The sequence below is a fragment of the Vibrio sp. 10N.222.55.C7 genome, from assembly GCF_041473335.1.
GTDB lineage: Bacteria > Pseudomonadota > Gammaproteobacteria > Enterobacterales > Vibrionaceae > Vibrio > Vibrio crassostreae_C.
On record NZ_JBFRSC010000008.1, the window covers coordinates 3,109 to 27,008 of the forward strand.

General features: G+C 43.3%; 19 protein-coding genes. 10 read left to right on the forward strand and 9 right to left on the reverse strand.

The window, feature by feature from the left end:
- The first annotated feature begins 186 nt into the window (after nucleotides 1–186).
- Together AB4482_RS02625 and AB4482_RS02630 are read left to right on the forward strand one after the other, a co-directional pair.
- A complete protein-coding gene (locus AB4482_RS02625) occupies nucleotides 187–1,092 on the forward strand; it encodes a LysR family transcriptional regulator (protein ID WP_017060060.1) in 906 nt (301 codons plus the stop codon).
- A 261-nt stretch (nucleotides 1,093–1,353) separates the two neighbouring features.
- Nucleotides 1,354–2,505 (forward strand): BamA/TamA family outer membrane protein, encoded by a 1,152-nt coding sequence (locus tag AB4482_RS02630; protein WP_017069662.1) that lies wholly within the window; start codon nucleotides 1,354–1,356, stop codon nucleotides 2,503–2,505.
- An 83-nt stretch (nucleotides 2,506–2,588) separates the two neighbouring features.
- Here the strand turns inward: AB4482_RS02630 and AB4482_RS02635 are convergent, their stop codons facing one another.
- The 3 genes from AB4482_RS02635 to AB4482_RS02645 form a co-directional block, all read right to left on the reverse strand.
- Nucleotides 2,589–3,146: a PhnA domain-containing protein gene (locus AB4482_RS02635; protein ID WP_017060062.1), complete on the reverse strand. Its 558-nt coding sequence runs from the start codon at nucleotides 3,144–3,146 to the stop codon at nucleotides 2,589–2,591.
- Nucleotides 3,147–3,375: 229 nt separating this feature from the next.
- Nucleotides 3,376–5,796 (reverse strand): VolA/Pla-1 family phospholipase, encoded by a 2,421-nt coding sequence (locus tag AB4482_RS02640; RefSeq protein ID WP_372180508.1) that lies wholly within the window; start codon nucleotides 5,794–5,796, stop codon nucleotides 3,376–3,378.
- Between the two features lie 14 nt (nucleotides 5,797–5,810).
- Entirely contained in the window at nucleotides 5,811–7,058 is a 1,248-nt protein-coding gene (locus AB4482_RS02645; RefSeq protein ID WP_372180509.1) for a porin, read from the reverse strand.
- A gap of 358 nt (nucleotides 7,059–7,416) precedes the next feature.
- Here AB4482_RS02645 and AB4482_RS02650 point away from each other — a divergent pair, with 358 nt between their 5' ends.
- Complete coding sequence (locus tag AB4482_RS02650; RefSeq protein ID WP_372180510.1) at nucleotides 7,417–8,499, forward strand: site-2 protease family protein; 1,083 nt, start codon at nucleotides 7,417–7,419, stop codon at nucleotides 8,497–8,499.
- A gap of 136 nt (nucleotides 8,500–8,635) precedes the next feature.
- Here AB4482_RS02650 and AB4482_RS02655 read toward each other — a convergent pair whose 3' ends face one another.
- Entirely contained in the window at nucleotides 8,636–9,424 is a 789-nt protein-coding gene (locus AB4482_RS02655; RefSeq protein WP_136974604.1) for a M48 family metallopeptidase, read from the reverse strand.
- Nucleotides 9,425–9,563: 139 nt separating this feature from the next.
- On the opposite strand from AB4482_RS02655, the gene AB4482_RS02660 reads away from it, so the two are divergent.
- The 5 genes from AB4482_RS02660 to AB4482_RS02680 all read left to right on the forward strand — a co-directional run bounded on the left by AB4482_RS02660 (nucleotide 9,564) and on the right by AB4482_RS02680 (nucleotide 13,391).
- A complete protein-coding gene (locus AB4482_RS02660) occupies nucleotides 9,564–9,989 on the forward strand; it encodes a hotdog fold thioesterase (RefSeq protein ID WP_017060067.1) in 426 nt (141 codons plus the stop codon).
- Nucleotides 9,990–10,084: 95 nt separating this feature from the next.
- On the forward strand, nucleotides 10,085–10,318 hold the full coding sequence (locus AB4482_RS02665) for a DUF3389 domain-containing protein (protein WP_048660191.1): 234 nt from the start codon (nucleotides 10,085–10,087) through the stop codon (nucleotides 10,316–10,318).
- A gap of 153 nt (nucleotides 10,319–10,471) precedes the next feature.
- On the forward strand, nucleotides 10,472–12,163 hold the full coding sequence (locus AB4482_RS02670; protein WP_372169965.1) for an SgrR family transcriptional regulator: 1,692 nt from the start codon (nucleotides 10,472–10,474) through the stop codon (nucleotides 12,161–12,163).
- Between the two features lie 49 nt (nucleotides 12,164–12,212).
- Nucleotides 12,213–13,118, forward strand: a complete 906-nt coding sequence (locus AB4482_RS02675) for a DMT family transporter (RefSeq protein WP_372169967.1) — start codon at nucleotides 12,213–12,215, stop codon at nucleotides 13,116–13,118.
- Nucleotides 13,119–13,139: 21 nt separating this feature from the next.
- Complete coding sequence (locus AB4482_RS02680) at nucleotides 13,140–13,391, forward strand: hypothetical protein (protein ID WP_017067298.1); 252 nt, start codon at nucleotides 13,140–13,142, stop codon at nucleotides 13,389–13,391.
- Nucleotides 13,392–13,498: 107 nt separating this feature from the next.
- Here AB4482_RS02680 and AB4482_RS02685 read toward each other — a convergent pair whose 3' ends face one another.
- Entirely contained in the window at nucleotides 13,499–14,107 is a 609-nt protein-coding gene (locus tag AB4482_RS02685; RefSeq protein ID WP_372169969.1) for a DUF2238 domain-containing protein, read from the reverse strand.
- A 201-nt stretch (nucleotides 14,108–14,308) separates the two neighbouring features.
- On the opposite strand from AB4482_RS02685, the gene AB4482_RS02690 reads away from it, so the two are divergent.
- A complete protein-coding gene (locus tag AB4482_RS02690) occupies nucleotides 14,309–15,148 on the forward strand; it encodes an isopenicillin N synthase family dioxygenase (RefSeq protein ID WP_372169971.1) in 840 nt (279 codons plus the stop codon).
- A 575-nt stretch (nucleotides 15,149–15,723) separates the two neighbouring features.
- Nucleotides 15,724–16,344, forward strand: a complete 621-nt coding sequence (locus AB4482_RS02695; protein WP_372169973.1) for a DNA-J related domain-containing protein — start codon at nucleotides 15,724–15,726, stop codon at nucleotides 16,342–16,344.
- Nucleotides 16,345–16,489: 145 nt separating this feature from the next.
- Here the strand turns inward: AB4482_RS02695 and mrdA are convergent, their stop codons facing one another.
- From mrdA to fabV, 4 genes are all read right to left on the reverse strand, one after another.
- Nucleotides 16,490–18,388 (reverse strand): penicillin-binding protein 2, encoded by a 1,899-nt coding sequence (gene mrdA / locus AB4482_RS02700; protein WP_136981853.1) that lies wholly within the window; start codon nucleotides 18,386–18,388, stop codon nucleotides 16,490–16,492.
- A gap of 376 nt (nucleotides 18,389–18,764) precedes the next feature.
- Nucleotides 18,765–20,420, reverse strand: coding sequence for an ABC-ATPase domain-containing protein (locus tag AB4482_RS02705; protein WP_017060076.1), 1,656 nt, complete (start codon nucleotides 20,418–20,420; stop codon nucleotides 18,765–18,767).
- Between the two features lie 120 nt (nucleotides 20,421–20,540).
- Nucleotides 20,541–22,448: a GGDEF and EAL domain-containing protein gene (locus AB4482_RS02710; RefSeq protein WP_017060077.1), complete on the reverse strand. Its 1,908-nt coding sequence runs from the start codon at nucleotides 22,446–22,448 to the stop codon at nucleotides 20,541–20,543.
- 179 nt (nucleotides 22,449–22,627) lie between these two features.
- Complete coding sequence (fabV, locus tag AB4482_RS02715; protein WP_372133286.1) at nucleotides 22,628–23,827, reverse strand: enoyl-ACP reductase FabV; 1,200 nt, start codon at nucleotides 23,825–23,827, stop codon at nucleotides 22,628–22,630.
- Between the last annotated feature and the right edge of the window lie 73 nt (nucleotides 23,828–23,900).

Genomic DNA, 23,900 nt, shown 5'->3' on the forward strand with positions numbered 1-23,900 from the left:
TCTAGCTCGAGTTATCGAATGCAATTTAAGTTATTCGTTTGACATCAACGATAAAACCTACTAGCTTAAGTAGGTTTTTTGTTTCAAATTGACGAATTATTTTCACTAATATTATTCTGACAAAGTAGATATTTCGCCAACCTGTGATAATTTAAATACATAACGATTAAAAGTAAGCACAACAAAATGAATTTCAGCATTGAACAACTTCTCGCGTTCGTTACCGTTTATGACCAACTCTCTTTCAGCAAAGCCGCCGTTAAACTCAATAAACACAGAACGACAATCGGGCAGGTTATTACTAACCTTGAAGACCAACTCGCGGTAAGCCTATTTGAAAGGGTTGGGCGCTCTGTAAAGCCGACAGAAGACGGGCATCTTCTTTACCATTACGCTAAACAAACCATTGAACAAGCTCGTACCTTCGATAAGGTAGCATTGAGCCTCTCTTATGGCGGGTTGGAAAACATCACCTTTGCTTATTCTGGTGTGATACCTCATCAAATGCTTTTGGATATTCGAAAGAAACTGCGTCGTGATTTCCCGATGATGCGAGTGAACTTTTTAATCCGAAACAAAAAGGATATTAAGAAGGGCCTTCAAAGTGGCGAGTACCACTTTGGATTAGTCAATGTGCATGACAGCCGGGGTATACACAGCTTTGATGCGACTTTTCTAGGTCACATTGAGTTTTCCCCATTCGTTCAAAAAAATGGTGAGTTCTCATCTTTGGCGCAAGAGGATGTACTTTTAGCGTTAAGAAATTCAACGCAGTTTATCTTGAGATCGTTTATTGAAGAGGGAATGTCAGAAAAAGTAACCATCAGCTCCGATAACGAAGAAGTCGATCAATTGGCGTTAGTTATTAAAATGGTTGAAGCCGGTTTAGGGTGGGCACTGTTACCAAAAACGTTTGCTCATTCTGAATTTTCCCATTACGACATTGAACCTATACAGTCGTCTGAAATGCACCAAGGATTCAAATTCGGTTTTGCGCTTTGGTGCAATCATTCTAAGCAAGTGAAGGATGTAAAATTATCGGTTTTATCTGTTATACAAGAACATGTTGATCGAGTATTGAGTCAATATTAGCAAAGGAAGAATGTAGGTAACTTATTAATAGAGGCTCATTTATATGAGCCTTTTGCGTTTCTGTCATCTCGAAAGCTCTTTAATTTTGTAGGGCGACATCCTCTATATAGGAGTAGGGCAACACCATTATTTGGCCTATTCTATGCCCGTCGATTAAGGACCCCCTTTATTGGCAATAAGTGTTTAATTTCTATGTTTATTGCAAGGAAGCAAACTTTCGGCCGGGTTTCGTTACCCGGTCTTTTTTATGAGGCAAATTTTATGACTCGCTGCGGCGGCATTGTTCTTCTTTCCTGCTTTTTATTTACAACATCTTCTTTCGCATCGTTTTATGATCCTGTTGATGGTCAATTTGATATGGGGCATCACCTTGCGGAAAACGCATATGGCTTTTTGCCTATCCCAATTTTGATTACCGAGCCTGCGGTGGGGTACGGCGGCGGTGTGGCTGGTTTGTTTTTACATGAGACGGATGAGGAAAAGCGACAAAGAAAGCAAGCTGCTCTTTCTGCCATAGATGGTGGTGCGCAGTTAGTACCCTCAGCAATGTCAGTAGTGGGCGCAGTAGGGACAGAGAACGAAACTTGGTTTGTATTTGGTGGCCATAGACGATCTTGGATGAATGATTCCATTCGTTACACAGGAGGCGGCGGCTTTGGTGTTGCGAATTTGGATTTGTACACATCAATCAACTGGGGCCCCATAGATCATGACCTTAGAATAGGCACGTCAACTTCGGTAGCCGTACTTTCACAAAAGGTGCAGTTCCGGATTGGGCATACGCCTTGGATGTTGGGAATAAAGCAGTTATTAGCTAAGTCTGAGATTGAATTTGATAACATGGTTTTAGACCGAATTTTGGGTAACGAATCGGTTACTTCTGGTTTAGGGTTGGAGGCTGAATATGACACAAGAGATAATTTATTTTATCCAACCAAAGGTTACAAATTGTCTGCAGATTACATGGTGTACGACGATGCGATTGGCAGTGATTACAATTACCGAAATTTGAACATAGATGGCGAAGCCTATATCCCAATTGCCAATAAATGGACGTTAGGCTTGGCTGCAAATTATCAAAGCTTCGAACAGCAAGACTTGTTTGTATCACCGACAGCGAAACCGTACGTGTCGTTACGCGGGGTGTCATCTTATCGGTACCAAGGAGATGAGATTGAAACAATCCAAGGCCAATTGACGTATAGCATCACTCATCGTTGGAAGGTGTCTGGGTTTTACGGTTCAGGGGTTGCAAAGCAAGATAACGGCATAAGCCACGACAGTACCGTCAATGCCGGAGGTGTCGGCTTTCGATACCAAATCGCGAGACGTTACGGTTTGCACCTTGGGATGGATTATGCGCAAAGCCATGAAGAACGCGCTATCTACTTTAACGTAGGCAGTGGTTTCTAGAACAACGGAATAGGTTAAATTTTTCCAAGAAAAAAGGCGCTAATTAGCGCCTTTTCGTTTTCTATCACTTTCTTACAGTAAGATTACTTCTTACGGCAGAACTCAGCGATTACGTACATTGATTGACCGCCGTTTGTTTTACCAGAAACAAGCTTAGGATCGTCACCAACGCTGATACCACGAATAACAGTACCTTGCTTAATCACTTGGTTAGTACCTTTGATTGGCAGGTCTTTGATTACTGTTACGTCGTCACCTTTCTTAAGTTCAACGCCGTTCACATCAAGAGGCTTGTCATCAGCAGACATGCCGATTTGTGCCCAAACTGATGTTTCTTCTTCAAGGTACATCATGTCTAGCGCGTCCTGAGCCCAGCTTTCTGTGTTCAGACGAGTAAGTTGACGCCATGCCGTTACTTGAACTGGCGCTTCCTGGCTCCACATGCTGTCAGTCAGACAACGCCAGTGGTTGATATCTTTAGGATCGTCAATCTCACCAAGGCATTTGTCACATACCATGATGCCGTGATCCACTGTTACGTGGCTGTGTGGCGGTACTGCGTATGCAGTAAGAGAAGAATCAGAACCACATAGTTCACATTTAGATTGGCAGCGTTCTAGCATCGTAGCTTCAGAAGACATAATGGACTCACATTTATTAGGTATTAAATTACGGGGCTATTATCCACTTTATTTGCAATAAAGAAAGAGGTCGTACGGTATTCTGTCTTGATTAATTTTAGCTGAGATCAACCATTTGTGTTTTAAAGTTTTATGCAAACGGTTAACTAGGTACGATGGGATGTCGATAGATACAAAAATGCCAGCGGTTAGGCTGGCATTTGGTTTAGTGAATAAGCTAAAGTCTTAGTTATTCCAATAAAGCATCCGGTGCTGCTGCATCAAGGCTATCCGATTCTAAGAAATCAGCTACTTGAGCTCTCATTGATCGGGTATGAGTGGCATCAGAAAGGTCTGCTTGCGGTCCGATGATCGTAGAGTGCTTAGCCGTTTCGTTATACTGAACAAACACTCGGTTTCCAGTTGAAGTGCTAGCTTTTGTAGAGTCATCTAACCCTAAAGTTGAATCTAATCCTTCAGAACCAACAAACGAAGCCGTGTAAGACAATGGTTTATCGTTATCATCATTACCATTGTTTGGTACAGTTTCGTCGTTTTGCGACTGGATCAACAACGTTGGATAGCTAGAACTAAATGATGACAGGTCCTCAGTGTTTGCTAGTGAATGTGGATCGACCGTGTCAATAAGGGTTTGAGCGGCGACTTTAAATGCAACTAATTCAGTTTCAATTGCTGCGGCGCTGGTTGGGTTTCCAGTAGCAAAAGCGGTATAGCAATCGCCATCTTCAATGTCGTCCGTAGTACAAGCTGAAGCCACTGAATCCCGATACGTTGCATTTAACTGTTTAGCCAGATTGTGTTTGATTTCAGGACCAAACGTTTCAGAAGCAAACAATAATTCGGCTATGTGACCACCTGAATTAGCATATACCGCCGAGCTAAATTTATGTGTGCCAGCAATTTCTGATGTCGCAACAGAAGTAAATCCGGTAATGCCACCCAATGAGTGGCCCATAAACTTAACGGTTGTGTCTTTTACATCAACTCCGGCTAATGGTGTACCAGTAAAGTCATTACCCACTTTTTCAAGTGCCATACGAAGACCTATTATATCAAGCGCACTTTGACGAATATTGTCACGGGCAACAGGCAAAGCACTTAAATTCAAGTAGTACAGAGCATTATCGTTAGTTGAAATAGCACCTCCGGCAAGTGAACGAGACCCATGAATAGGGTGGTCAATTGCAATGACAGCAAGACCTTCAGCCGTTAAATTAGCCGCGAATGCATACGCGTTTTCTTTTACAGAGGTAATACCGTGCTGATAAATGACTACACCTGAAGGCGTGCCAGTTGTGGGTGTAAACAAAAGCACATCAACAGCTTCGAGTGATTTAATTTGTGGTATTGGTGAATATTGAGTGACAAGACGTTCACTATCTAGAGCTGTTCCACTTGCGTCCTTTGTGAGTGTTTTTCCCATTAAAGTCGTGACATCAGCTGCGCTAAGGTTTGTTGGGTCTAATCCTAATTTAACCAACTCTCCACCAACGAAAGAACTTGTAGAGCTATCCGTTAGTGCGCTTTTGATAACCGCTAAACTGTCCAATGCTGATGCAAATGGCGTTGTAGAGAACTTAGTTGGATCGGTTTCCAAGAAATATGGGAGTTGAACAGTACCTTTAGTCACGTTTACCGACGTAGTGCTGATACCAGCGTTAGAGTAAAGGAGATTTATGCCTCCAATCAAAGTGGCATTTTCTGTTGCATCGTCATCGGCAAGATATTTTTTAAAGTCAGCATCTGCAGCGATTGCTGTGGCAAACGGAACTGTTGATGAAGAATCTAGGCTAAGATTATAAGCGTTTGACAGATCGACAGTATTTGGGTTTGCACTGCCATTCCAATAAGTCGAAAGTGGGGCTCCAGCATCAATCATTCCACCAATCAACGATGCTGTAGAGGCGAGAACATCACCAACAGAAGTTGTAGTAAACCAAGCTGAATACACAATCTTTTCCGCATCAACACCAACAGCCGCAGCTATAGCTTCTTGACCTTTAATTAAAGTTTGCGCACTAGCTAAGTCACCGGTTGAATAAGTTTTAGTGGCTGTTTTGAGAGCCGCATAGCTTTGCGATGTACCTACTGGGTTACCATTTACATCTGTAACATCATCAGTAACAACAAGCAAATATTCAGACTTCTCATCAAAAGGAGTATTAGGTGTAATTGCTAGGTTTGAGCCTACTTTGTAAACTGTGTATTCAGAGCTAGCAACAGGTGTTGGTACTTGAGCCGCTGTGGATGTGTCTGTTAGCTTTTTAGAAAGCTTCAACAATGTCACTCCGGAAGTAACAACTCCAGGAGTATCACCAAAACCGTCGCCTTCAAACTCGATGTAAATTGGCATGCTGGTCGAAAAACCATCGGCATAATTTAATGCTGCTTTTGGGTTAGAAATGCTATCGTCGCCACCTGTTGGGATCGCTAACGTGCCATCTGTAGAGTCAAATAATAGGTTATTGCTTAAAGGAACTGATGCATTACTACCTTGCAAGAGCATTTTTTGAGTTGTCGCTCTTGCCAAAGACGTTTCTAGATAGGCTTCAAGTTGTTGGTTACTTGTTACCGAACTTTCGGTGTTGTCGCCACAACCTGCTAGCAGGATCGCTGAACATAGTAGAGAGATCTTAAAGTTACGTTTCATGATACGATCCTGATTTAGTTAAAAGTGTAGTTAAGCTGAACTGAAGAAAGGTAAGCGGTACCTTCTGCTTCGAAAGTCCTTTCTTGCTGAGCGCCATTTGTCTCAGTGAACTCACCGTCATCACTTACAACAAGTGCGAATCCTGCATCGACAGTCATATTTTCGCTCCAAACATAAGTGAAGCCAGCGCTATACCACATACGATCACTATCAGGAATGCTTAAAGTTGCTTCACCAGCTTGTTCGTCATAAGCGTAACCAGCTCTTAATGTCCACTTACTGTTTAGTTGGTACGTTGCGCCTAGTGAATATCGATTGTTGTCTTCATATTTTTCAGGTTTGTAGAAGCACTGACCTGCTACACCGTTGTCAGTACAATCTGGACTTGTTGCTTTTAACTCCTTAAAAGTACTCCAATCAGTTTGTTGCCAACCGTAGTGAATTGCCCATTGTTCGTTAAGTTGGTGAAATGCTGAAAGCTCCAGAATAGAAGGAAGCTCGATTTGAAGACGACCATCAACCTTGGGAGATGTTGCTCTACCTGAATCGTAGCTGGTAAATTCACCGTCATCGAAATCAAGATCAACAGAAGAGCGGTAAGCGATACTAAAGCGATTGTTTTCGTTCAGCTCATACATCGCGCCAACATTCCAACCATAGGCAAATGTTTCACCGGTCATGCCTATAAGTTTGTCAGATGGATTTCCACCAACAAAGTTAGCGAGCTCGCCTTTATGGCGAGTAAGTTCAGCTTCCGCATACACAAGGTTTAAACCTGCACCAACGCTAAATGATTCATTCACGCGATACGCAATATTTGGATTTAGATTTACAGATAAGAGCGACGTATCACCAGCCATATCACCTGCCGAGATGTCATCAGGGTAATCCGTAGCAACACCATAATTGGTGAACATACCGATACCCCAAGCCCATTTTTCGTTGATTGGGCTGATGTAATATGCGGCTGGCACGACTTGTAATGGAGCAACATCTTTTGAATGCTCGTTAGCGTCAACGTCGTAAACGTTAACCTCTGGATCAACGATAGAAACCGCGCCTGAAAATTGGGCTGTATCAAATAGGGTCATTGCGGCGGGGCTTCTCGCTAGTACACTCGCGTTATCAGCTACTGCACCTTCACCTGAAAAGGCACGACCAAGACCTGAGGCAGAATGCTCAGCAACTTGGAAACCAGCCGCAAGTGAGTTACATGCAAATAGTACTGAAAGTGAAACGAGAGAGCGTTGTATTGTTTTCATCCTTGACCCTCCTAGGGCATCGAATTTCGTTATTATGGTTTGAAAACACACTGAGCATTTTTGGTGTTGAAGCTCTAATGTAAATGGCATGTTAAATTCATGTTTTATATAAAGTCAAAGAAAGAGTTGTTATTTTGTGAGGTTATGTTTTAAAGGGGCGGCACTTTAACATCGATAATATAATTATAATCAATAATTTATTCATGGTTGGAGGTGTGACCAGAGTGTTTATGCATCGTTGCGGTATAAATAGTGTTCAATAGCTCAATATGTAACAACTTTGTTTCTGTTTACCACCATTCGCTAAATCGGCATAATATCGACACTCGTTAGAAGTCATTAAATTGGAATTTTAAGTTTGGAATTACTCGCGATAGAGTTTCTTGGTAAACCGCTTCGTTTAGAAGGATCAATGGCAGGGTGGCAACAGTTGTATTGGGATAACACTTTGGTATCTCAATTAGATGCGACCACAGACCAAGAAGACGCCCGAAAACACGAATTTACACTACGTGCTGGCGAAGAAACGTTGCAGTGTCACGTTGAATCGACCGTTCAGTGGCAACCGTTTGAGATGACGTATAAAGCGTCGGTGAATGGGCAAACCATTACCGAAGGCAATCGAAACACCAAAGATATTGAACAACAAACTCCTGTTGTCGCTCCTAAACCAGAGAAGCGTTTTAGCTTAATTGGGTTGGTGTCGCTTGGTATGAAAGCGCTTAAAAGCGCCAAGCTAATCAAGGTCGTACTTGCTTCTGCGAGTTTAGCGGCCTATTCATGGTTGTTTTCAATTCAGTTCGCTTTGGCCTTAATCGCCTGTTTAATGTTCCATGAGTACGGTCATATTAGAGCGATGAAATACTTCGGCATGAAAACCAAAGGGATCTATTTGATACCATTTCTTGGTGGCTTGGCGTTATCCGATGAAAAGATTAATACGCGTTGGCAAGATGTGGTTATCTCAATCATGGGGCCATTGTTCGGCCTGATATTGTCGTTAGTATTTATGGTGCTGTATTGGGCGACTGGCGAAATGTTCTTTGCCGGCCTTGCAGTATTTAATGCTCTATTAAACCTGTTCAATCTATTGCCGATTTTGCCTCTCGATGGCGGACATGTTCTTAAAAGTATCAGTTTCTCGATGAACAGTGTGCTTGGCATTGTACTTTGTGTCGCGGCTGCCGTTGCTGGTGTGGTATTGAGTTATCAGTTGAATTTAACCCTGTTTGGTTTCTTATTGATCATGGGCAGTGTTGAAATACTGTTTGAATGGAAAGGACGTCATCACAGTCACTTGTTACCGTTAGACAAATACGAGCAAGTCGTGTCGTTCGTTTGGTATGTAGGTTTAGTGAGCAGTTTGATTGGTGTTATCTGGTATTTTGCATCTACTGGTGATCAGCTATTAAGCCTACCATTACAAATTCTTGGTACTTAACGAGTGAGTTTCTGTTGTTGGAATTATCCAGCTGCTTAGTGCACTTGAACTGTTAGCAAGCAAGAAACTGAAAATGCCCTAACCAATATGGATAGGGCATTTTGTATTTACACCAGCTAGGCGATTCTTACTTAGATTACGCTTTGCAATTTGGTCTTGGTGAACCTGATTGAGGAAGCGTTTTTATCGTTGCTTGTAGATCTTTAATACGCGTACTGTGGGAAGGGTGCGTAGAAAGCAACTCTGGCGGTTGATTACCCCCTGATGCTTTCGCCATGTTTTGCCACAAGTTGACACTTTGGTTTGGATCGAACCCTGCTTGAGCCATATACTCTAAACCAACAACATCGGCTTCAGACTCTTGAGTTCGCCCATACGGTAGAATAACGCCATATTGAACGCCTAATCCTAACGCGGCCATCGTCATACCTTGATATTGTTTGTACTCTGATGCACCTAACGCGACATTAGTAATAGACAAGCCAGTATTAGCGAGTTGAGACTGAGACAGGCGCTCATTACTGTGGTCTGCAAGAACGTGTGCCACTTCGTGACCGATAACCGTCGCGAGTTGGTCTTGATTGACTGCGACCTTGAGTAAGCCCGTGTATACACCAATTTTGCCGCCAGGTAGGGCGAATGCATTCACTTGGTCACTATCAAACACAACAACTTCCCATTCACTAAAACCTTGTTTAGGAATATATTGAGTGATGCTGTTCGCTACGCACTGTACATAAGCGTTAGTTTTGGCATCTTGGCTGATGGGTTGTTCTTTCTTCATTTGTTCAAAAGACTGTGCTCCAAGCTGAGACATGTCTTTATCTGAAAAAAGCAGCAATTGGTTTCTGCCTGTCGGAGAAGCGCTACACGCGGTTAGGCCTGCAAGTGTGAGAAGCGAGGCAAACTTCATCCATGACGTCATACAATATCCTCTGTGTATTCAGTTTTTATGCATGTTAACATCAACTTGCGTAATAACTAAGAGCTGTAAGATAACTAACAGCGGTAATATAGAAAAAAGCTATGTACGCGATAACAAGATCAATAATTAAGGAACCCACATGAGTATTTGGAAAAAGCCCGTTGACCTAGATACCTTCAACGCGACCTCAAAAAATACCTTAATTGAACACCTCAACATTGTTTACACCGAAGTAAATGACAACTCTTTGGTGGCAACCATGCCGGTTTGTCATTTTACGCACCAACCACTGGGTATGCTTCATGGCGGCGCATCGGTTGTGCTAGCAGAAACGCTTGGCTCATTGGCTGCAAACTTCTGCGTACCAGAAGGCTATTATTGCGTTGGGCTCGATATCAATGCGAACCACGTAAGGTCAATGCGTGAAGGGCATGTCATTGGTACTGCTGAGCCTATTCACTTGGGCGTCTCTACTCAAGTATGGCAGATCAATATCACTGATGATCGTCAACGCTTAGTTTGTACCAGCCGTTTAACCATTGCCGTTAAGAAACATAAGCGATAACAGACTAGGCAGTCGTACGCTGGTTTTGTCTTTAGAAGAAGTAATCAGTACTTAGAACAAGCAATCAGTATTTAAAGAAGTAACCCGAGAAGCCCATGGTCATAACGTTTAAAAGTGGAAAAGTCATCGCAACCGCACATGAATTGGTTGTTCGTTTAGATGGGGAGCATAGAGTCACGCTGCAAGCCCAAGTTGATGCAATTCAATTGATCGGAAAAGGGGCAAATGTTATTTCAGCTAACGGTTCTGAGTGTAAATGGTCGATAAAATTAGACGATGAACAGCAGCTCCGTGAAATCGCTAATGAAATTGGCTGCGATGTAATATAATCCTTTACGGTAAAGGCACTTAACCCTTAAGATTGAATAACATCTTAGGATGTCGTACTCATAATTCACAATAAAATTGTGTCAGTAATATTGATTTTACGCCATAAAATAGGGAAACTGAATTCAATGTCCTTTGAATAAGTTTTCCTCTTTATGAGCAGCCCAAGACTTCGCGTTCAATTTGAAACCCTGTTTGAATACTTCGATGGTAAAGATTCTGATGTTCAACTCGACGACATCACGGATGTGCTTTGTTGTACCCGTCGTAATGCCCGAATGGTACTCAACAAGCTTGAAGAAGAAGGGTGGGTAGAATGGTTACCTGCAGCAGGTCGAGGAAAGTTATCTCAACTTATCTTTAAACAGAATCGTTGTGATGTCAGCGAGAACTTAGCAAGACGCTACTTGCAGGAAGGAAAAATTGGACAGGCGCTGTCAGTGCTTGATCACAATGCTGCCAAACTCACGCAAGTTATTCAAAACTACTTGGGCGTACAGTATCAAGAAGGCGAACAAGTTATTCGTTTGCCTTATTACCGGCCGCTTTCAATGCTTAACCCAACCAAATCGATGCGTCGTTCAGAGCAACATATCGCTTGTCAGGTATTCAGTGGGTTGACTCGTCTAGATGAGAATGACCAACTTCAACCCGATCTTGCTCATTCATGGCAAAAAATCAGCGATTACCAATGGCGATTCTTCTTGAGACCCGGTGTTCGTTTCCATAACGGGGAACCTCTGTTAACCAATCATGTTGTGGATACACTGCTTGCACTCGAACCTCTCAACATGTTTTCGCATATCAAAGATGTCTCTTCACCTGCAAATTGTGTAGTAGATGTTTTTCTCACACGTCCAGACAAGTATTTTCCCCTCGCACTAACGGAATCGGTCGCTAAAGTCACATTACCGATCACTTTACGTGGTGAAGACTACGATATTCGACCGATTGGAACGGGACCTTATCGCATTGAAAAGAACGACGAGAAACAACTCGTGTTAACCGCTTTCAATGGGTACTTTGGTTTCAGACCGTTAATTGATCGCGTTGAAGTTTGGGTGGTGGATGAGGCTTATTCTTCAATGGTTTACCCAAGCCTATCTAAGCCTGTTATGGCCGACCGTGGCGATAGCGATGAAGTAGAACTCGATCCTGGTTGCACGTATTTACTGCTCAATAGAAAGAAGGGTATTGCACAAGATCCCGCATGGGCACAGTTTTTATCTAACGCGTTGAATGCGGCGGATCTGTTTGTTCATATTCCAAAAGAGACTGTTATCGATTTGGGCGTGTTACACGCTTATGGGATAAAACCCGGTTGGTATGACATAAAGTTAAAAGTGCCCGTTTGTCCACCAGCAAATTCCAAACCAACGATAAGATTGGCGTATCAATGCCAACATCCAATGTTTCCAACGCTTGCCAAGGCGATTGTCACGATGCTGAAGCAATACAACGTCGATGTTGATCTTTACGGTTACGAAACCGATCCTCCGCACGCCGATGATGTTGATGTTTGGATTAACCCTATGGGCATCGCCAATAACAGAGACGACGCCTTGGCTGGCTGGTTAATGGACTACAGTTTTCTTGATGAATCTAGCCCGGCAGAGGACTTCGACCAATGGTGTCACATGATTGACCGTTGGCGTTCTGGTGAATTCGAGCAATTCCCAGCACGACAGTTAGGTAAACAACTGGTCCAAAGCAATCAATTGATCCCGATGTTCCATTGCTGGTTAGGCGTTAATAAAGATCAATGTGGTACGTTGCAAAACGCGAAATGTAATGCATTAGGTTGGTTCGACTTTAGCCAAGTTTGGGTGAAGCCTGACGTTGATTGAAATCCAAGAAAACTCAGTTAGGACCAAATAACTCATTTAGGAAAAAACGATGCAAACTCTGATGGTTACATTTATTACGCTGGTGGCATTTGCTGCTAATTCAGTTTTGTGTCGCTGGGCCTTAATGGATCAAACGATTGATCCTTTGAGCTTTTCGATCGTTCGCATCTTATCTGGTGCGCTTACGCTTCTGATTTTATTAACGTTATCTTCCCAATCTAAGTCTAAACGTGAGTTAACAAACAACACATCGGCATATGCAAAACTCAAATCACAGTTTCAATTAACATCAATACTGTCACTGCTCGTGTATATGTTTGGTTTCTCGTTTGCTTACTTAGAGCTTGGCGCAGGTCTTGGTGCGCTGGTGTTGTTTGTCGCAGTGCAATTTACGATGATTGCCGCGCACTTGCTTTCTGGCAACAGAATGTCACTCATTGAGTGGGGCGGGTGTTTGTTATCTGTGGCAGGGCTTGTTTACTTGTTAATGCCAACGGAATCGACTCAAGTACCCGACTTAGTTTCTATTATCTTGATGTCTCTGGCCGGAATTGGGTGGGGCATTTACACATTGGCAGGAAAGAAATCGTCAAACGCACTGCAATCGACCACCGCTAACTTTGGATTCAGTTCGCTAGTTATCCTTGTGGCATTGAGCTTATTAATTTTGATACCTAATGCGTTAACGCAAGTGTCTATCACTGAACCAGGTTTGATTTACGCGGTTATATCGGGCTCGGTGGCTTCCGGTGTGGGTTATAGTTTGTGGTATTACGTAGTGAAAAAACTGAATACCGTGGTTGCGTCTATTGCACAGCTTTCTGTTCCAGTTATCGCAACACTTGGTGGTGTATTACTGTTATCTGAACCTGTCACTATGCAATTTATAGTCTCATTAACCGTTATACTTCTAGGGATAAGCTTGGTTCTTGTCGCCCCTAAACTTAAGAAATAAAGAGTTCAATCATTAACTTCTATGGCTAAACCAAACAAGAAACAACCGACCAAGACGGTTCAGATTTTCTGTGCCAAATGTAAAACGCAGCTTTTTAAGTATCGGAAAGGTGGCAAAGGTGCACTCGTGAAATGTTTTAAGGAGCGTATCGTTGAAGATTTCACGACAGAGCCATGTGTGTGCCCTGAATGCGGGATTGAATTTGCGCGTGACACTTTGGTTCGAGGTACGCCAGCCTACAAGTTTGTTGGTGGTAAGGTAACGATGAAATAACCTGTCACATTAAAACGAGCAAACAATGCTGAAACTAAAAATGCCACAGCGCAGTTTGTGTGTGGCATTTCAACATTGCTTTTGATACTCAGAGTAAAGAATTGAGCTCAGTAAGCTCTGACACGCCATTGAAGCTTAAGAAGTAATAGCGAGACAATTGCGCCCGTGGTGTCACACAGCATATCTTTTTGTGCATCCCAAATATCACCTTGTGAGCCAAGGAACGCGATACCTTCATCACCACCTGCAATCTCCGCGTACCACCACTCGATAATTTCATAACCTGCAGCCACACTCATGATCGCAAATAACGCAAGGAAACATGCAAGCACCGGTTGAGCCAGTTTTTTACGAATCAAGTACTCAGCGAGTGGGTAAGCATAAAGGCCAATAGAGAAATGCGCGACACGGTCAAAGTTATTCCGTTCTGAACCTATCATGTTATTGAACCAATCAAATGGCACTTCCGCGAAGGTATATTTTGCGCCTATCGTATGCAAAATCAACCAGATAAACATCAAAACGTAAGCTGTCTTAGTGAAGGTGAGCTTTGTTGATAACCACCAAATACCCACCAATATTGCGAGCGCTGGGACAATTTCGGCAATCCACACCGCTCTTGAAGAGGGAGCGAACGCTGAAAATAGAAACACAGTCAGATACAGCGTCGTCAATGACAGCAATGGTCGATTTTGAGCAAGTGGCGTGATTGTCATATCAAGATCTCTCGTCGAAGTTTTTAATAGTGTTACACAATAATGAACAGTGTTCAATTGGGTCTTAATCACCAGATTTGTTGAAAAGTGGTGTTATCGCCCAGTATCTAGACAAACGGTTGCTAGAGTTTCACAAAAGTTTGATTTACAACAAAGCGATCCTTAAAATCGCTCTATTACTACATAACAAGAAAGAAAGTCATGAAACTGGAAACTGTCGATTACCTTGCTGACGACGCAGCAGAACAATTTGTTCGCTCTCTACGTGAAACTGGTTTTGGTGTTCTTAAGAACCACCCAATCCCGAAAGAGCTTGTTGAGTCAATTTACGAAAACTGGTACCAATTCTTCATCTCTGAAGAGAAAGAGAACTTCCAGTTTAATGTTGAAACACAAGATGGATATTTTCCACCTTCAGTGTCTGAAGTTGCTAAAGGCCACACTGTAAAAGACATCAAAGAGTACTTTCACGTATACCCTTGGGGCCAAATCCCTGAACAGCTGAAAGAACAGATTCTAGATTACTACCAACGTGCGAATGCTTTTGCTCAAGAGCTGCTAGGTTGGGTTGAAGCTCATGCTCCTAAAGAAGTACAAGATAAATTCTCTATAGCGTTATCAGAAATGATCAACGGCAGTGAACAGACTCTGCTTCGTGTTCTTCACTACCCTCCAATGCAAGGTGATGAAGAGCCAGGTGCAATCCGCGCTGCGGCACACGAAGACATCAACTTACTGACGGTTCTTCCTGCTGCAAGCGAGCCGGGCCTTCAAGTTAAAGCTCAAAATGACGAGTGGCTAGATGTTCCATGTGACTTCGGTAACATGATCATCAACATCGGTGACATGCTTCAAGAAGCATCTGGTGGTTACTTCCCATCGACAACTCACCGTGTAATCAACCCATCAGGTGAACGCCAAGAGAAGTCTCGTATCTCTTTGCCTCTATTCCTTCACCCGAAACCAGAAGTAGTGCTATCTGAAAAGTACACAGCAAACGAATACCTAATGGAACGTCTAAGAGAGCTTGGCGTTATCTAGTCAGTTCAATGCTTCGTCCCTAAAATTGGGATAGATGTGAAAGGTCAGCTAAGTCGCTGACCTTTTTTGTATCCGTACCAAAGAATTGCGGCTTTATTACTAGGGCGTGTTGATCTTTCGAGCTGATTTTTGCAGCGAGTTGCTGGGTATTTATACAAGGCAGAGGCATCGATGTGTAGCTAGCCTACATGAGAAGCCGATAACGTAGTAGAAATGACCAGCAAACGCTGCCCGAAGGGTTCGGCTAAAAGCGTTTTACTCTTTGTTGAGGGAGATTTGCTTAGAATGACTAGGCTACTTCTCCCTCGCCGCGATTAAAACGCTTTTATCTCGAACAAAATTTAACCGCGAAAGGTCAACACGCCCTAATGGTTGTATTCAACGAAATGGTACTCAGTTTTGACGATAAAAGGTGCCTTTAAGCCAAACGTTAGAAAGTTGTTTGTCCTTAAGCTCGACAAATCTTAGAAAATCGCTTTCAATTAAAGAAGATACGCAACGGATGCGAAACAGGTTACTTATAGTATCCACAGTTCTAGAAATCCATTAATTCAGAGAAGCTAACTGAGTCAACTATGTCGAATTATCAAGATGTGAGAGCAAACTTTCATTGCCATATGGAAAACCCATTGCTTTGGCCGATAATGGAAGTGCTTAAGCAAAAGCCAAGCGGATGGAAAGTACACACATTGGCAGCTCATCTGAACGATCTTGGGTTTGTGCCAGTGTTGGATGCTGTGCCTGAGAAAGAGTTGTTTAAAAAGAACTTCCTTATCATGAATGCGCTTTATCAGCTTCAAGAAACCTTACACCCAGATGGTTGGCTCCAAGTCCAAGCGATGGACATCGAATTGATGAATGGTCGTTATCACGGAAGCAGTCACAGCATCGATCATCAAGACCCACTTCGAGAATACTACATTAATTGGGTTAACTATGAAGCGGATGAAGGTGAAGTCAAAAGGCTGTTGAACGAATTTTGGACTCGGTATAGAAAGTATGTGGGTGGTGATGAACTCGATATGGATCGAAGTCGAGCATTGAACCTGTTTGAGTTACCTTTAGGCGCGACACACCATGAAATTAGAAAACGTTGGCGACAACTGGCATTGAGATGGCATCCGGACAGAGACGAAGGCAACACCGCAAAATTTCAGACGCTCTGTGAAGCATGGCATGTATTAAGAAGCCCATAATCGAGAGGCATTTCTAGCTGTCTAATTGCTCAGAACCCTAAAACGGAAAGCCCCACATTGTGAGTGATACAAGTGGGGCTTTGTCGTCATTACGTTATGTTTTGGGTAACTACGTTATGTGCTGTAGCGACTTAAGTTATTGGTGTTAGGAGTGATCTTTGCTCTCGCCACTTTTATGTTCAAAGGCATAGTCGAGTACTTTACGGATATAAGGCGCACCGACTTTTGAACCGCCGTTACCGTGTTCAATGACCACAGTTGCGACATATTCAGGGTGTTCATACGGTGCGAAAGCCGTGTAAAGCGCATGGTCAAGCAAGTGTCTAGCGAGTTTCTTCGAGTTGTAGACCTGGTCTTTCGCAAGATCAAAGACTTGTGCAGTTCCTGATTTACCGCCGCTCGTGTATTCAGTTCCCTTAAATGCACGTCTGCCGCTGCCTCGATTACCGTGGTTTACGAGTCGCATCGCATTGATTGGCACATCCCAAATTCTATCCGGTACTTCGGTGATTGAGGGCATTGGCTCCGGTTCGACAAGTTGTTGTGTACTGAAATCTTCACCATGATCTAAGGTGGCTCTTAAGATATGAGGTGGCATCACCTTACCATGATTAACCAATACTGACGTTGCTTTAGCAAGTTGCATAGGTGTCGATGTCCAATAACCTTGGCCAATACCAATCGGAACTGTGTCACCCTGATACCAAGGGGTGCGATAACGCATCATCTTCCATTCTCGAGTCGGCATGTTGGCGGTACTTTCTTCATAGATATCAATGCCTGTCGGTTCACCAAATCCAAATCGGTTCATCCAACTTGAAATTCGGTCAATACCCAAATCGAAAGCGGTTTGATAGAAGAATGAATCTACCGACTCTTCAATGGCTTGAGTGACATCGACAGGTCCGTGACCCCAACGTTTCCAGTCACGCCACGATTTAGAGTTTCGTTTAGAGCCAGGAATTCTCCAAACGCCATGGTCGTTACGGATGGTATCTTCAGAGATGACATGTTCTTGCAGTCCTGCCACAGCCATAAATGGTTTAACGGTTGAGGCAGGAGGATAAACGCCTAGAGTGGTGCGGTTAACCAACGGGTGAGCCGGATCATTCAATAAACGTTGGTAGTTCTTACTCGAAATGCCGTCGACAAATAGGTTAGGGTCGTAACTCGGGCTTGATGCCATCGCCAACACGCTGTTGTCTTTCGGATCGAGAATAACCGCGCTTCCAGTTCGGTGATCAAGTTGCTCAAAGACGTATTTTTGCAGCTCAAGGTCAATATTTAACACGATATCTTTACCAGCTACTGGCGGCACGTACTCAATGGTTCGGACTATTCGCCCACGGCTGTTTACTTCGACTTCTTGATAACCTTTGGTGCCGTGCAGAATATCTTCGTAATAACGTTCAACACCCAGTTTTCCTATGATTGTTGTAGCTTGATAATTCGCTTCTATCCCTTGTTCTTCAAGCTTTCTGAGATCGCTATCATTGATGTGCGCCACGTAACCAAGAACATGGGTAAGCACCTCACCATTCGGGTAAAAACGCTTTAAGCTGGTATCGATAGATAAGCCGGGGAACTGGTACTGGTGCACGGAGAACTTGGCGATCTCTTCCTCCGTTAAGTTCTCTAGAATAGTCACAGATTTAAAACGGCGGGTGTTGTGATAGCGTTTTTTGAAACGAGCGATCTGCTCTGCATCACGGGGGACATATTTGTCTAGCTTGGCGAGCATTGCATCGACATCATCGGTTTGCTCAGGAATCATGGTTAGATCAAAGACAAGCTTGTTCTCTGCAAGTAACACGCCGTTACGGTCGTAAATAAGTCCACGAGTAGGGGCGATAGGTAATACTTTGATTCTGTTGCCATCGGCACGAGTTTGATAGCTTTTAAAATTTTCAACTTGAAGTCGGTATAGATTGCCGACTAAGACAAGAGTGAACATCAAGATCCCACAAAACGCGACGATTACGCGGTTTTTGAATAGGTTCACTTCGATTTTATGGTCACGCATCTTAACGCGTTTATGATTCATTGAAGCCTCAAGGGTCTGTTACATTTGGTTACACTTGTCGAATCGGGACTTTATCTGAATATCACTAGGGTTTTGTAAAAGCTGTGTCATGTTTTGAGGGATCGACAGCATTAGATGGCGGTAAACAGTGCCTTTAATTTTCTCATTACAAAAGATGATAAGTAATTGATGTAAAGATTGGTTTTATGAATTTATAAAGTTCAAGAGTTTTGACGACACTAGGGGTTAGGTCAAAAGAGGTTAGATAAATTTACGGCCCTCAGAATGAGAGCCGTAGAAGGTTAATTTGCTTATTTAGTGGCTTAGAAGCTTTAGTAAATTAGAAGATTAAAACTTCAAAAACCTAGAAGCACAATAAATCCGATATTTAACGAAATCAGTTCGAAGGCTTGAACTGAGATTTACGCATACGGTTCAGAGCAGCCATCACATCTAACGTTCTTGGTTTCGCTAGGTCACCGTAGTTAGGCATGTTAGCGTGCCATTCGTTTTCTAAAATAGCGTTAAACTCTTTAGCAGGGTTGTTTGACCAACCTGGAGTTTGTGCGAATTGGAACCAAGCCCAACCGATCGCATTCACTTCAGACGGTGATTCTAATTGCTCAAGCGCAGAAAGGTCTGCAAACTCTTTACCAAAACGCAGTGACTCTTTGCCTTTAGCATTAACACGGAATTTACCGTCAGTCAGAATGTTCATCAGTGAAGCACGGTTCAATGAACGCGGTACAAACGTTTCTAAAGCAGTTTCACATTCGTTAGTACGCTGAGTAGGGTGCTGAGCAATCACGTCTTTTGCTTTTTCAGTCACATCTACCGCTTGGTAGTCGTGCATTTGAATCACAGTGTTCGCGACATCTAGGTAATCACCAGAGCCACCCATTACAACAATGGTAGAGATATCCATCTCTTCACGAAGCTGACCAATGCGGTCGACAAGTGGTGTGATTGGCTCATCGCCTTTTGACACTAGCGCTTGCATACGCTCGTCACGAATCATGAAGTTAGTCGCTGACGTATCTTCATCGATAAGTAGAGTTTGAACGCCGGCTTCAATCGATTCTTGTAACCAAGCCGCTTGAGACGTAGAACCTGACGCATCTTGTGTGCTGAAGTCAGATGTGTCTTTCTGCATTGGTAAATGGTTGATGTAGTTTGACAGGTTCAAGCTGTGCACACATCGACCATCTTCAGCGCGGATCTTCATCGTATCAATCGCAGTTACAATGCCTTCGCGACCGTCACCAGGAATATGGTTGTAGATAGAACGTTCAACGGCGTTCAACAGTGTCGATTTACCATGGAAACCACCACCAACGATCAGCGTAATGCCTTTTGGAATGCCTAGGCCGGTCACGTCACCTTGGTTTGGAGTATTTAACGTAACACTCAATGATTCTGGAGCCGCGAAAGGTACCGCGTCTTTCATTGGAAGGTCGCAGTTACCCGCGATACGAGGTAACACACTGCCGTTTGCAACGAAAGCGGCTAGGTTGTTTTCATCCAATTGAGCACGCAGCGCTTCTTGGTCTTCAATCGTTTCACAATGTTTGATCATTGCATCGATGTTTAACTCACGCTCAAGCGTCGCGCGACGAATAAACTTCGGTAAGTAGAAAGTGATGATGTTGTTCGCTTTCTTAGCAAGAATGCTACGACCATCAGCTGGTAAATTAATACGGAAACGAATTTCGATGCCGTGGTCTGTGAATACAACAGCTGTGTTGTCTAATACGGTTTGACCCGTCAGCGCGATAGAAACGGTCGACTCTTGTTTCGCGAACTCAGAGAAGCTACGTGCGATAAAGTCACGAGCGGCTACTTGGTATTCGTAAGATTTTTCTTTCAGCCAATCTAACCCGGTCAAAGACCACGCGCGCGTTGCACGAAAACGAGAAGCTGACGCGTATGGGTCACCTTGGATGTGGTCGATGTGTAATTCAAAATCAGCAAAGTCGTATTGACCTTTAATTTGTTGATATGCACGGTAGTTTTGTTTTTCGAGCTTTTTAAGCTTTGCAGTCAACTGATCCATAACGAGGAATGCCTATATAAGGGGAAAGATAAAAACAGAAAGGCGGCGATTATAAAAATCACCACCTTTAGAGTAAAGAGAAAGTAGGCCTAAATCCAAAACTAACTGCTCTTTTTCGCTTTAAGCGTAACGAGTTGTCCCCAAATAGTTTTGATTGATTAAGCTGTGTTCGAATTCTTGGCTCGGCATTGGTCTTCCGTAAAGGTAACCTTGGCCCACATCGCAGCCTTCGTTAATAATAAATTGCTCCTGAACCTCCGTTTCTATGCCTTCAATCGTCACTTTTAAGTCGAGCTTTTTGGCAATTTGGACAATAGAACGAACAATTTCCGAGTCTTCGTGTGAGTTGAGCATTTGGTCGATAAAGCTCTTATCAATCTTAATGGTGTCGAATGGGAACTTCTTCAGATAACTGAAGGAGGCGTAGCCCGTACCGAAGTCATCTAGTGACAATGTAACGCCAATATCGTGCAAAGATCCCAAGGTATTCTTGGCAACCACTTCATCTGCTATCAGTCCACTCTCCGTAACTTCAAGTTCTAAGAAACGAGGCTCTAAATGATAGGTTTCGAGTAGGTGAACCACTTGTTCCGCAAAGTGTACGTTCTTGAGTTGAATTGCAGACACATTCACAGCCATCTTGAAATCTTCAACGTATTCGGACCACTCTTTGGCTTTTTCAATCGCATTGCGTAAAACAAAGCTGCCCACTTCGAAAATCAAACCGTTTTGTTCAGCCATGTGGATCAGGGTTTCGTTAGAGATATCACCCAAAACAGGATGTCGCCAACGAAGCAAAGCTTCAGCACCGACCCAGCGATGCGTCAACGGGCTAACTTTGGGTTGAAAGTAGAGCATAAGGTCATCATTACGAACGGCTTGAAGCAAATAGCCTTCGATCTTATTAATGTGAGTTTGTTCTTCGGTATGGGATTGAGAGTAGTAAGCGAACTTTTGTCCTGAATCTTTGCAGGCTAACATCGCTTCAGAAGATTTCTGCAGAATGCTTTCCGCGTCATCTTCGTCGTTCGTAATTGCAATCCCAATAAACGCGTGCAAATGCACTTTGTCACTTTCGATGTCGAATTCTGAATGACCAACTTTAACGAGCGTCTGGCAAAGTTCTTCAAGGCGATGGTGTAAATCTTTAACGCTAAACGCCAATACGAGGTCAACCGAAGTAGGGCGTGCAGTTAATACATCGATATCAGAAATACAGTCGATGCGTTTTCGGTATTCAACAAGCACTTGGTCTAACGCGTTATAGCCGTAGCGTGCTTGTATGCGTCTACCGTTGGTAAAACCAATATGAACGACTGCAAATGAGCTGTCTGTCAGCCTTCTCTGTGACAGTAGCTTGTGGTTTAAGCGAGATTCAAATGCGTTTCGGTTTAAAAAGCCGGTGCCGAGGTCGTGATTCTTTTGGAAGTTAATCTTCTGTTCAGCCGCTTTTCGTTTATCAATTTCTTGATTCAACGAGTAATTAAGGCTCGCGAGATCTTTAGTGCGATTGTAAACGCGGTTTTTTAGGTCGCGATTCATTTGGGTAAGCTTGGCGTGTTGGAATAGGGTTTTAAGCTGAGATTCAATCGAAGTCCGAAAGCTCTCTAACAGTTTGATATAAGTAGGGGTGTAGTGATTCTCTTTCGAGTCCAAGATACAAATGGTGCCAAACAGTTCACCGTTAGGCCAAAGTAATGGAATACCACAATAGGAGACTAAGCCGAGTTTGATGTCTGGGTTGTTGTCCCACTTAGGATCGGCAAGCGCGTTAGGCACAAGAAGCTGTCGTTGAGTTTCCATCACTGTTTCGCAGTACAGCCCATTCCCCAGCGTTTCAGAATCACCTTTGTTGTATGGGTTGTTCTCGCTACGACTGGTTGAAAAAACTTCAATGTAATTGGCGTGAACACGCATGATTAGTGCTGCGGGCACTTGAGTAATTTGAGCTAAGAGGTCGACAATATTCTGCCAACCGTGCTCCATATCGTCTGGGATATCTAAATCGAGAGTTTTTATTTTCTTCATATGACTCCGAGTCAATTATGCTAAATGCATCAACACATCCTGTGTTAATTATGATGAACCAAAGAAAACTGTGAATCTTACGTTAACTAAGTATAAGAAATGTTGCACGAAAAAACCTCCGCAATTATGCAGAGGTTTTCAAATGTGAATCCGGGTCTCAGTAATGAGATAATTTTAGATTAAGGCTTTAACTTTATAAAATCTTCTGTATTAAGTTTCTGGCTATAATCTACCGATGGTTGAGCAAACCCATTTAATTGTAGAAATTCTTCTTTAAACCCTTGGTAATCCCCTAAGGTTTGGAAGTTATTTTCGTCCATCTTTTCTAGCAGTTCAGTTACGTGCGCTTGGGTTTCTGGGTCTAATTCCCAATCATCCATACGGATCAATCGCTCACCATCAAGTGGTACTTTGGATTGACCATAAAGTTTACTGCCAAACAGACGCTGCATTTGTTGGATACAACCTTCGTGGGTCTCTTTCTCTTTCATCACCTTATACAAAGCAAGTAAGTAAGGGCTTAATCCAGGGATGAAAACGCTCGCTTTAGTGACTAGGGCTTTACATACCGCCGCGTAAGCGTTGCCATCAAAGTTAGCTAACTCTAGATTAAGAGCGTGGCTGGTTTGGTGAAGGTCGATCTTAGCGCGTCCCAATGTACCGTCTAAATAGATAGGATGTGTGACTTCTGGACCCACATAAGAAAACGCGATTGTCTTACAACCCGGAGCAATAGATTCTGCGTTGATGAGCTCATCTATCCATTGTTCCCAATCTTCGCCTCCCATCACTTTGAGTGTGCTTTCGGCTTCTTCTTCTGTTGCAGCGTCGAGCGTGTTGGTCACCCAGTCGTCGTGCTCAAGGGAAATCGTCGCGCCAGTAACGCTTTCGCCAATCGGTTTAATAGCTGAGCGCCAAAATTCATCGGAGTCTGGTTTTGGTCTCACACCTGCGGCTAAGCTGTAAATGATGAGATCGACTTCACCTTCGAAGTAGGTTTCAATGGCTTCGACAACTTGTGAGCGTGTTTCTTGCGAAAATGCGTCGCCAACGATGTTGATAGCAGTGCGTTGCTCTCGTTCGGCTTCTTTTTTGAAGTAGATGTTGTTGTACCAACCAGCACTACCTAGGGATTTTTCGTTTGGATCGCGCTCGAATGAGACGCCGATAGTGTCAGCTTTTGCGCCGCCAAAGGTAAGGGCAATACGAGCGGCAAGGCCAAAGCCTGAGGAAGCGCCGATAATCAGTACTCGTTTAGGGCCATCTTTGATTTGCGGCGCACTCTTAACAAACTTGATTTGTTGCTTTACGGCTTCTTGACAGCCAAGAGGGTGAGCGCTTTTGGCTACCACACCCTTGATAACAGGTTCGATCAGCATAAATAACCTTACAGTTAACGGTGATATGCACTCAGGCTAACGTAAAGCTGTGTAAAATTTATTGAGCTAGACC

Excerpts from the sequence above, each read along its gene's own strand:
- AB4482_RS02625 (WP_017060060.1), top strand. The coding sequence starts at position 187 with ATGAATTTCAGCATTGAACAACTTCTCGCGTTCGTTACCGTTTATGAC.
- AB4482_RS02630 (WP_017069662.1), top strand. The coding sequence starts at position 1,354 with ATGACTCGCTGCGGCGGCATTGTTCTTCTTTCCTGCTTTTTATTTACA.
- AB4482_RS02635 (WP_017060062.1), bottom strand. The coding sequence starts at position 3,146 with ATGTCTTCTGAAGCTACGATGCTAGAACGCTGCCAATCTAAATGTGAA.
- AB4482_RS02640 (WP_372180508.1), bottom strand. The coding sequence starts at position 5,796 with ATGAAACGTAACTTTAAGATCTCTCTACTATGTTCAGCGATCCTGCTA.
- AB4482_RS02645 (WP_372180509.1), bottom strand. The coding sequence starts at position 7,058 with ATGAAAACAATACAACGCTCTCTCGTTTCACTTTCAGTACTATTTGCA.
- AB4482_RS02655 (WP_136974604.1), bottom strand. The coding sequence starts at position 9,424 with ATGACGTCATGGATGAAGTTTGCCTCGCTTCTCACACTTGCAGGCCTA.
- AB4482_RS02660 (WP_017060067.1), top strand. The coding sequence starts at position 9,564 with ATGAGTATTTGGAAAAAGCCCGTTGACCTAGATACCTTCAACGCGACC.
- AB4482_RS02665 (WP_048660191.1), top strand. The coding sequence starts at position 10,085 with ATGGTCATAACGTTTAAAAGTGGAAAAGTCATCGCAACCGCACATGAA.
- AB4482_RS02670 (WP_372169965.1), top strand. The coding sequence starts at position 10,472 with ATGAGCAGCCCAAGACTTCGCGTTCAATTTGAAACCCTGTTTGAATAC.
- AB4482_RS02675 (WP_372169967.1), top strand. The coding sequence starts at position 12,213 with ATGCAAACTCTGATGGTTACATTTATTACGCTGGTGGCATTTGCTGCT.
- AB4482_RS02680 (WP_017067298.1), top strand. The coding sequence starts at position 13,140 with ATGGCTAAACCAAACAAGAAACAACCGACCAAGACGGTTCAGATTTTC.
- AB4482_RS02685 (WP_372169969.1), bottom strand. The coding sequence starts at position 14,107 with ATGACAATCACGCCACTTGCTCAAAATCGACCATTGCTGTCATTGACG.
- AB4482_RS02690 (WP_372169971.1), top strand. The coding sequence starts at position 14,309 with ATGAAACTGGAAACTGTCGATTACCTTGCTGACGACGCAGCAGAACAA.
- AB4482_RS02695 (WP_372169973.1), top strand. The coding sequence starts at position 15,724 with ATGTCGAATTATCAAGATGTGAGAGCAAACTTTCATTGCCATATGGAA.
- mrdA (WP_136981853.1), bottom strand. The coding sequence starts at position 18,388 with ATGAATCATAAACGCGTTAAGATGCGTGACCATAAAATCGAAGTGAAC.
- AB4482_RS02705 (WP_017060076.1), bottom strand. The coding sequence starts at position 20,420 with ATGGATCAGTTGACTGCAAAGCTTAAAAAGCTCGAAAAACAAAACTAC.
- AB4482_RS02710 (WP_017060077.1), bottom strand. The coding sequence starts at position 22,448 with ATGAAGAAAATAAAAACTCTCGATTTAGATATCCCAGACGATATGGAG.
- fabV (WP_372133286.1), bottom strand. The coding sequence starts at position 23,827 with ATGCTGATCGAACCTGTTATCAAGGGTGTGGTAGCCAAAAGCGCTCAC.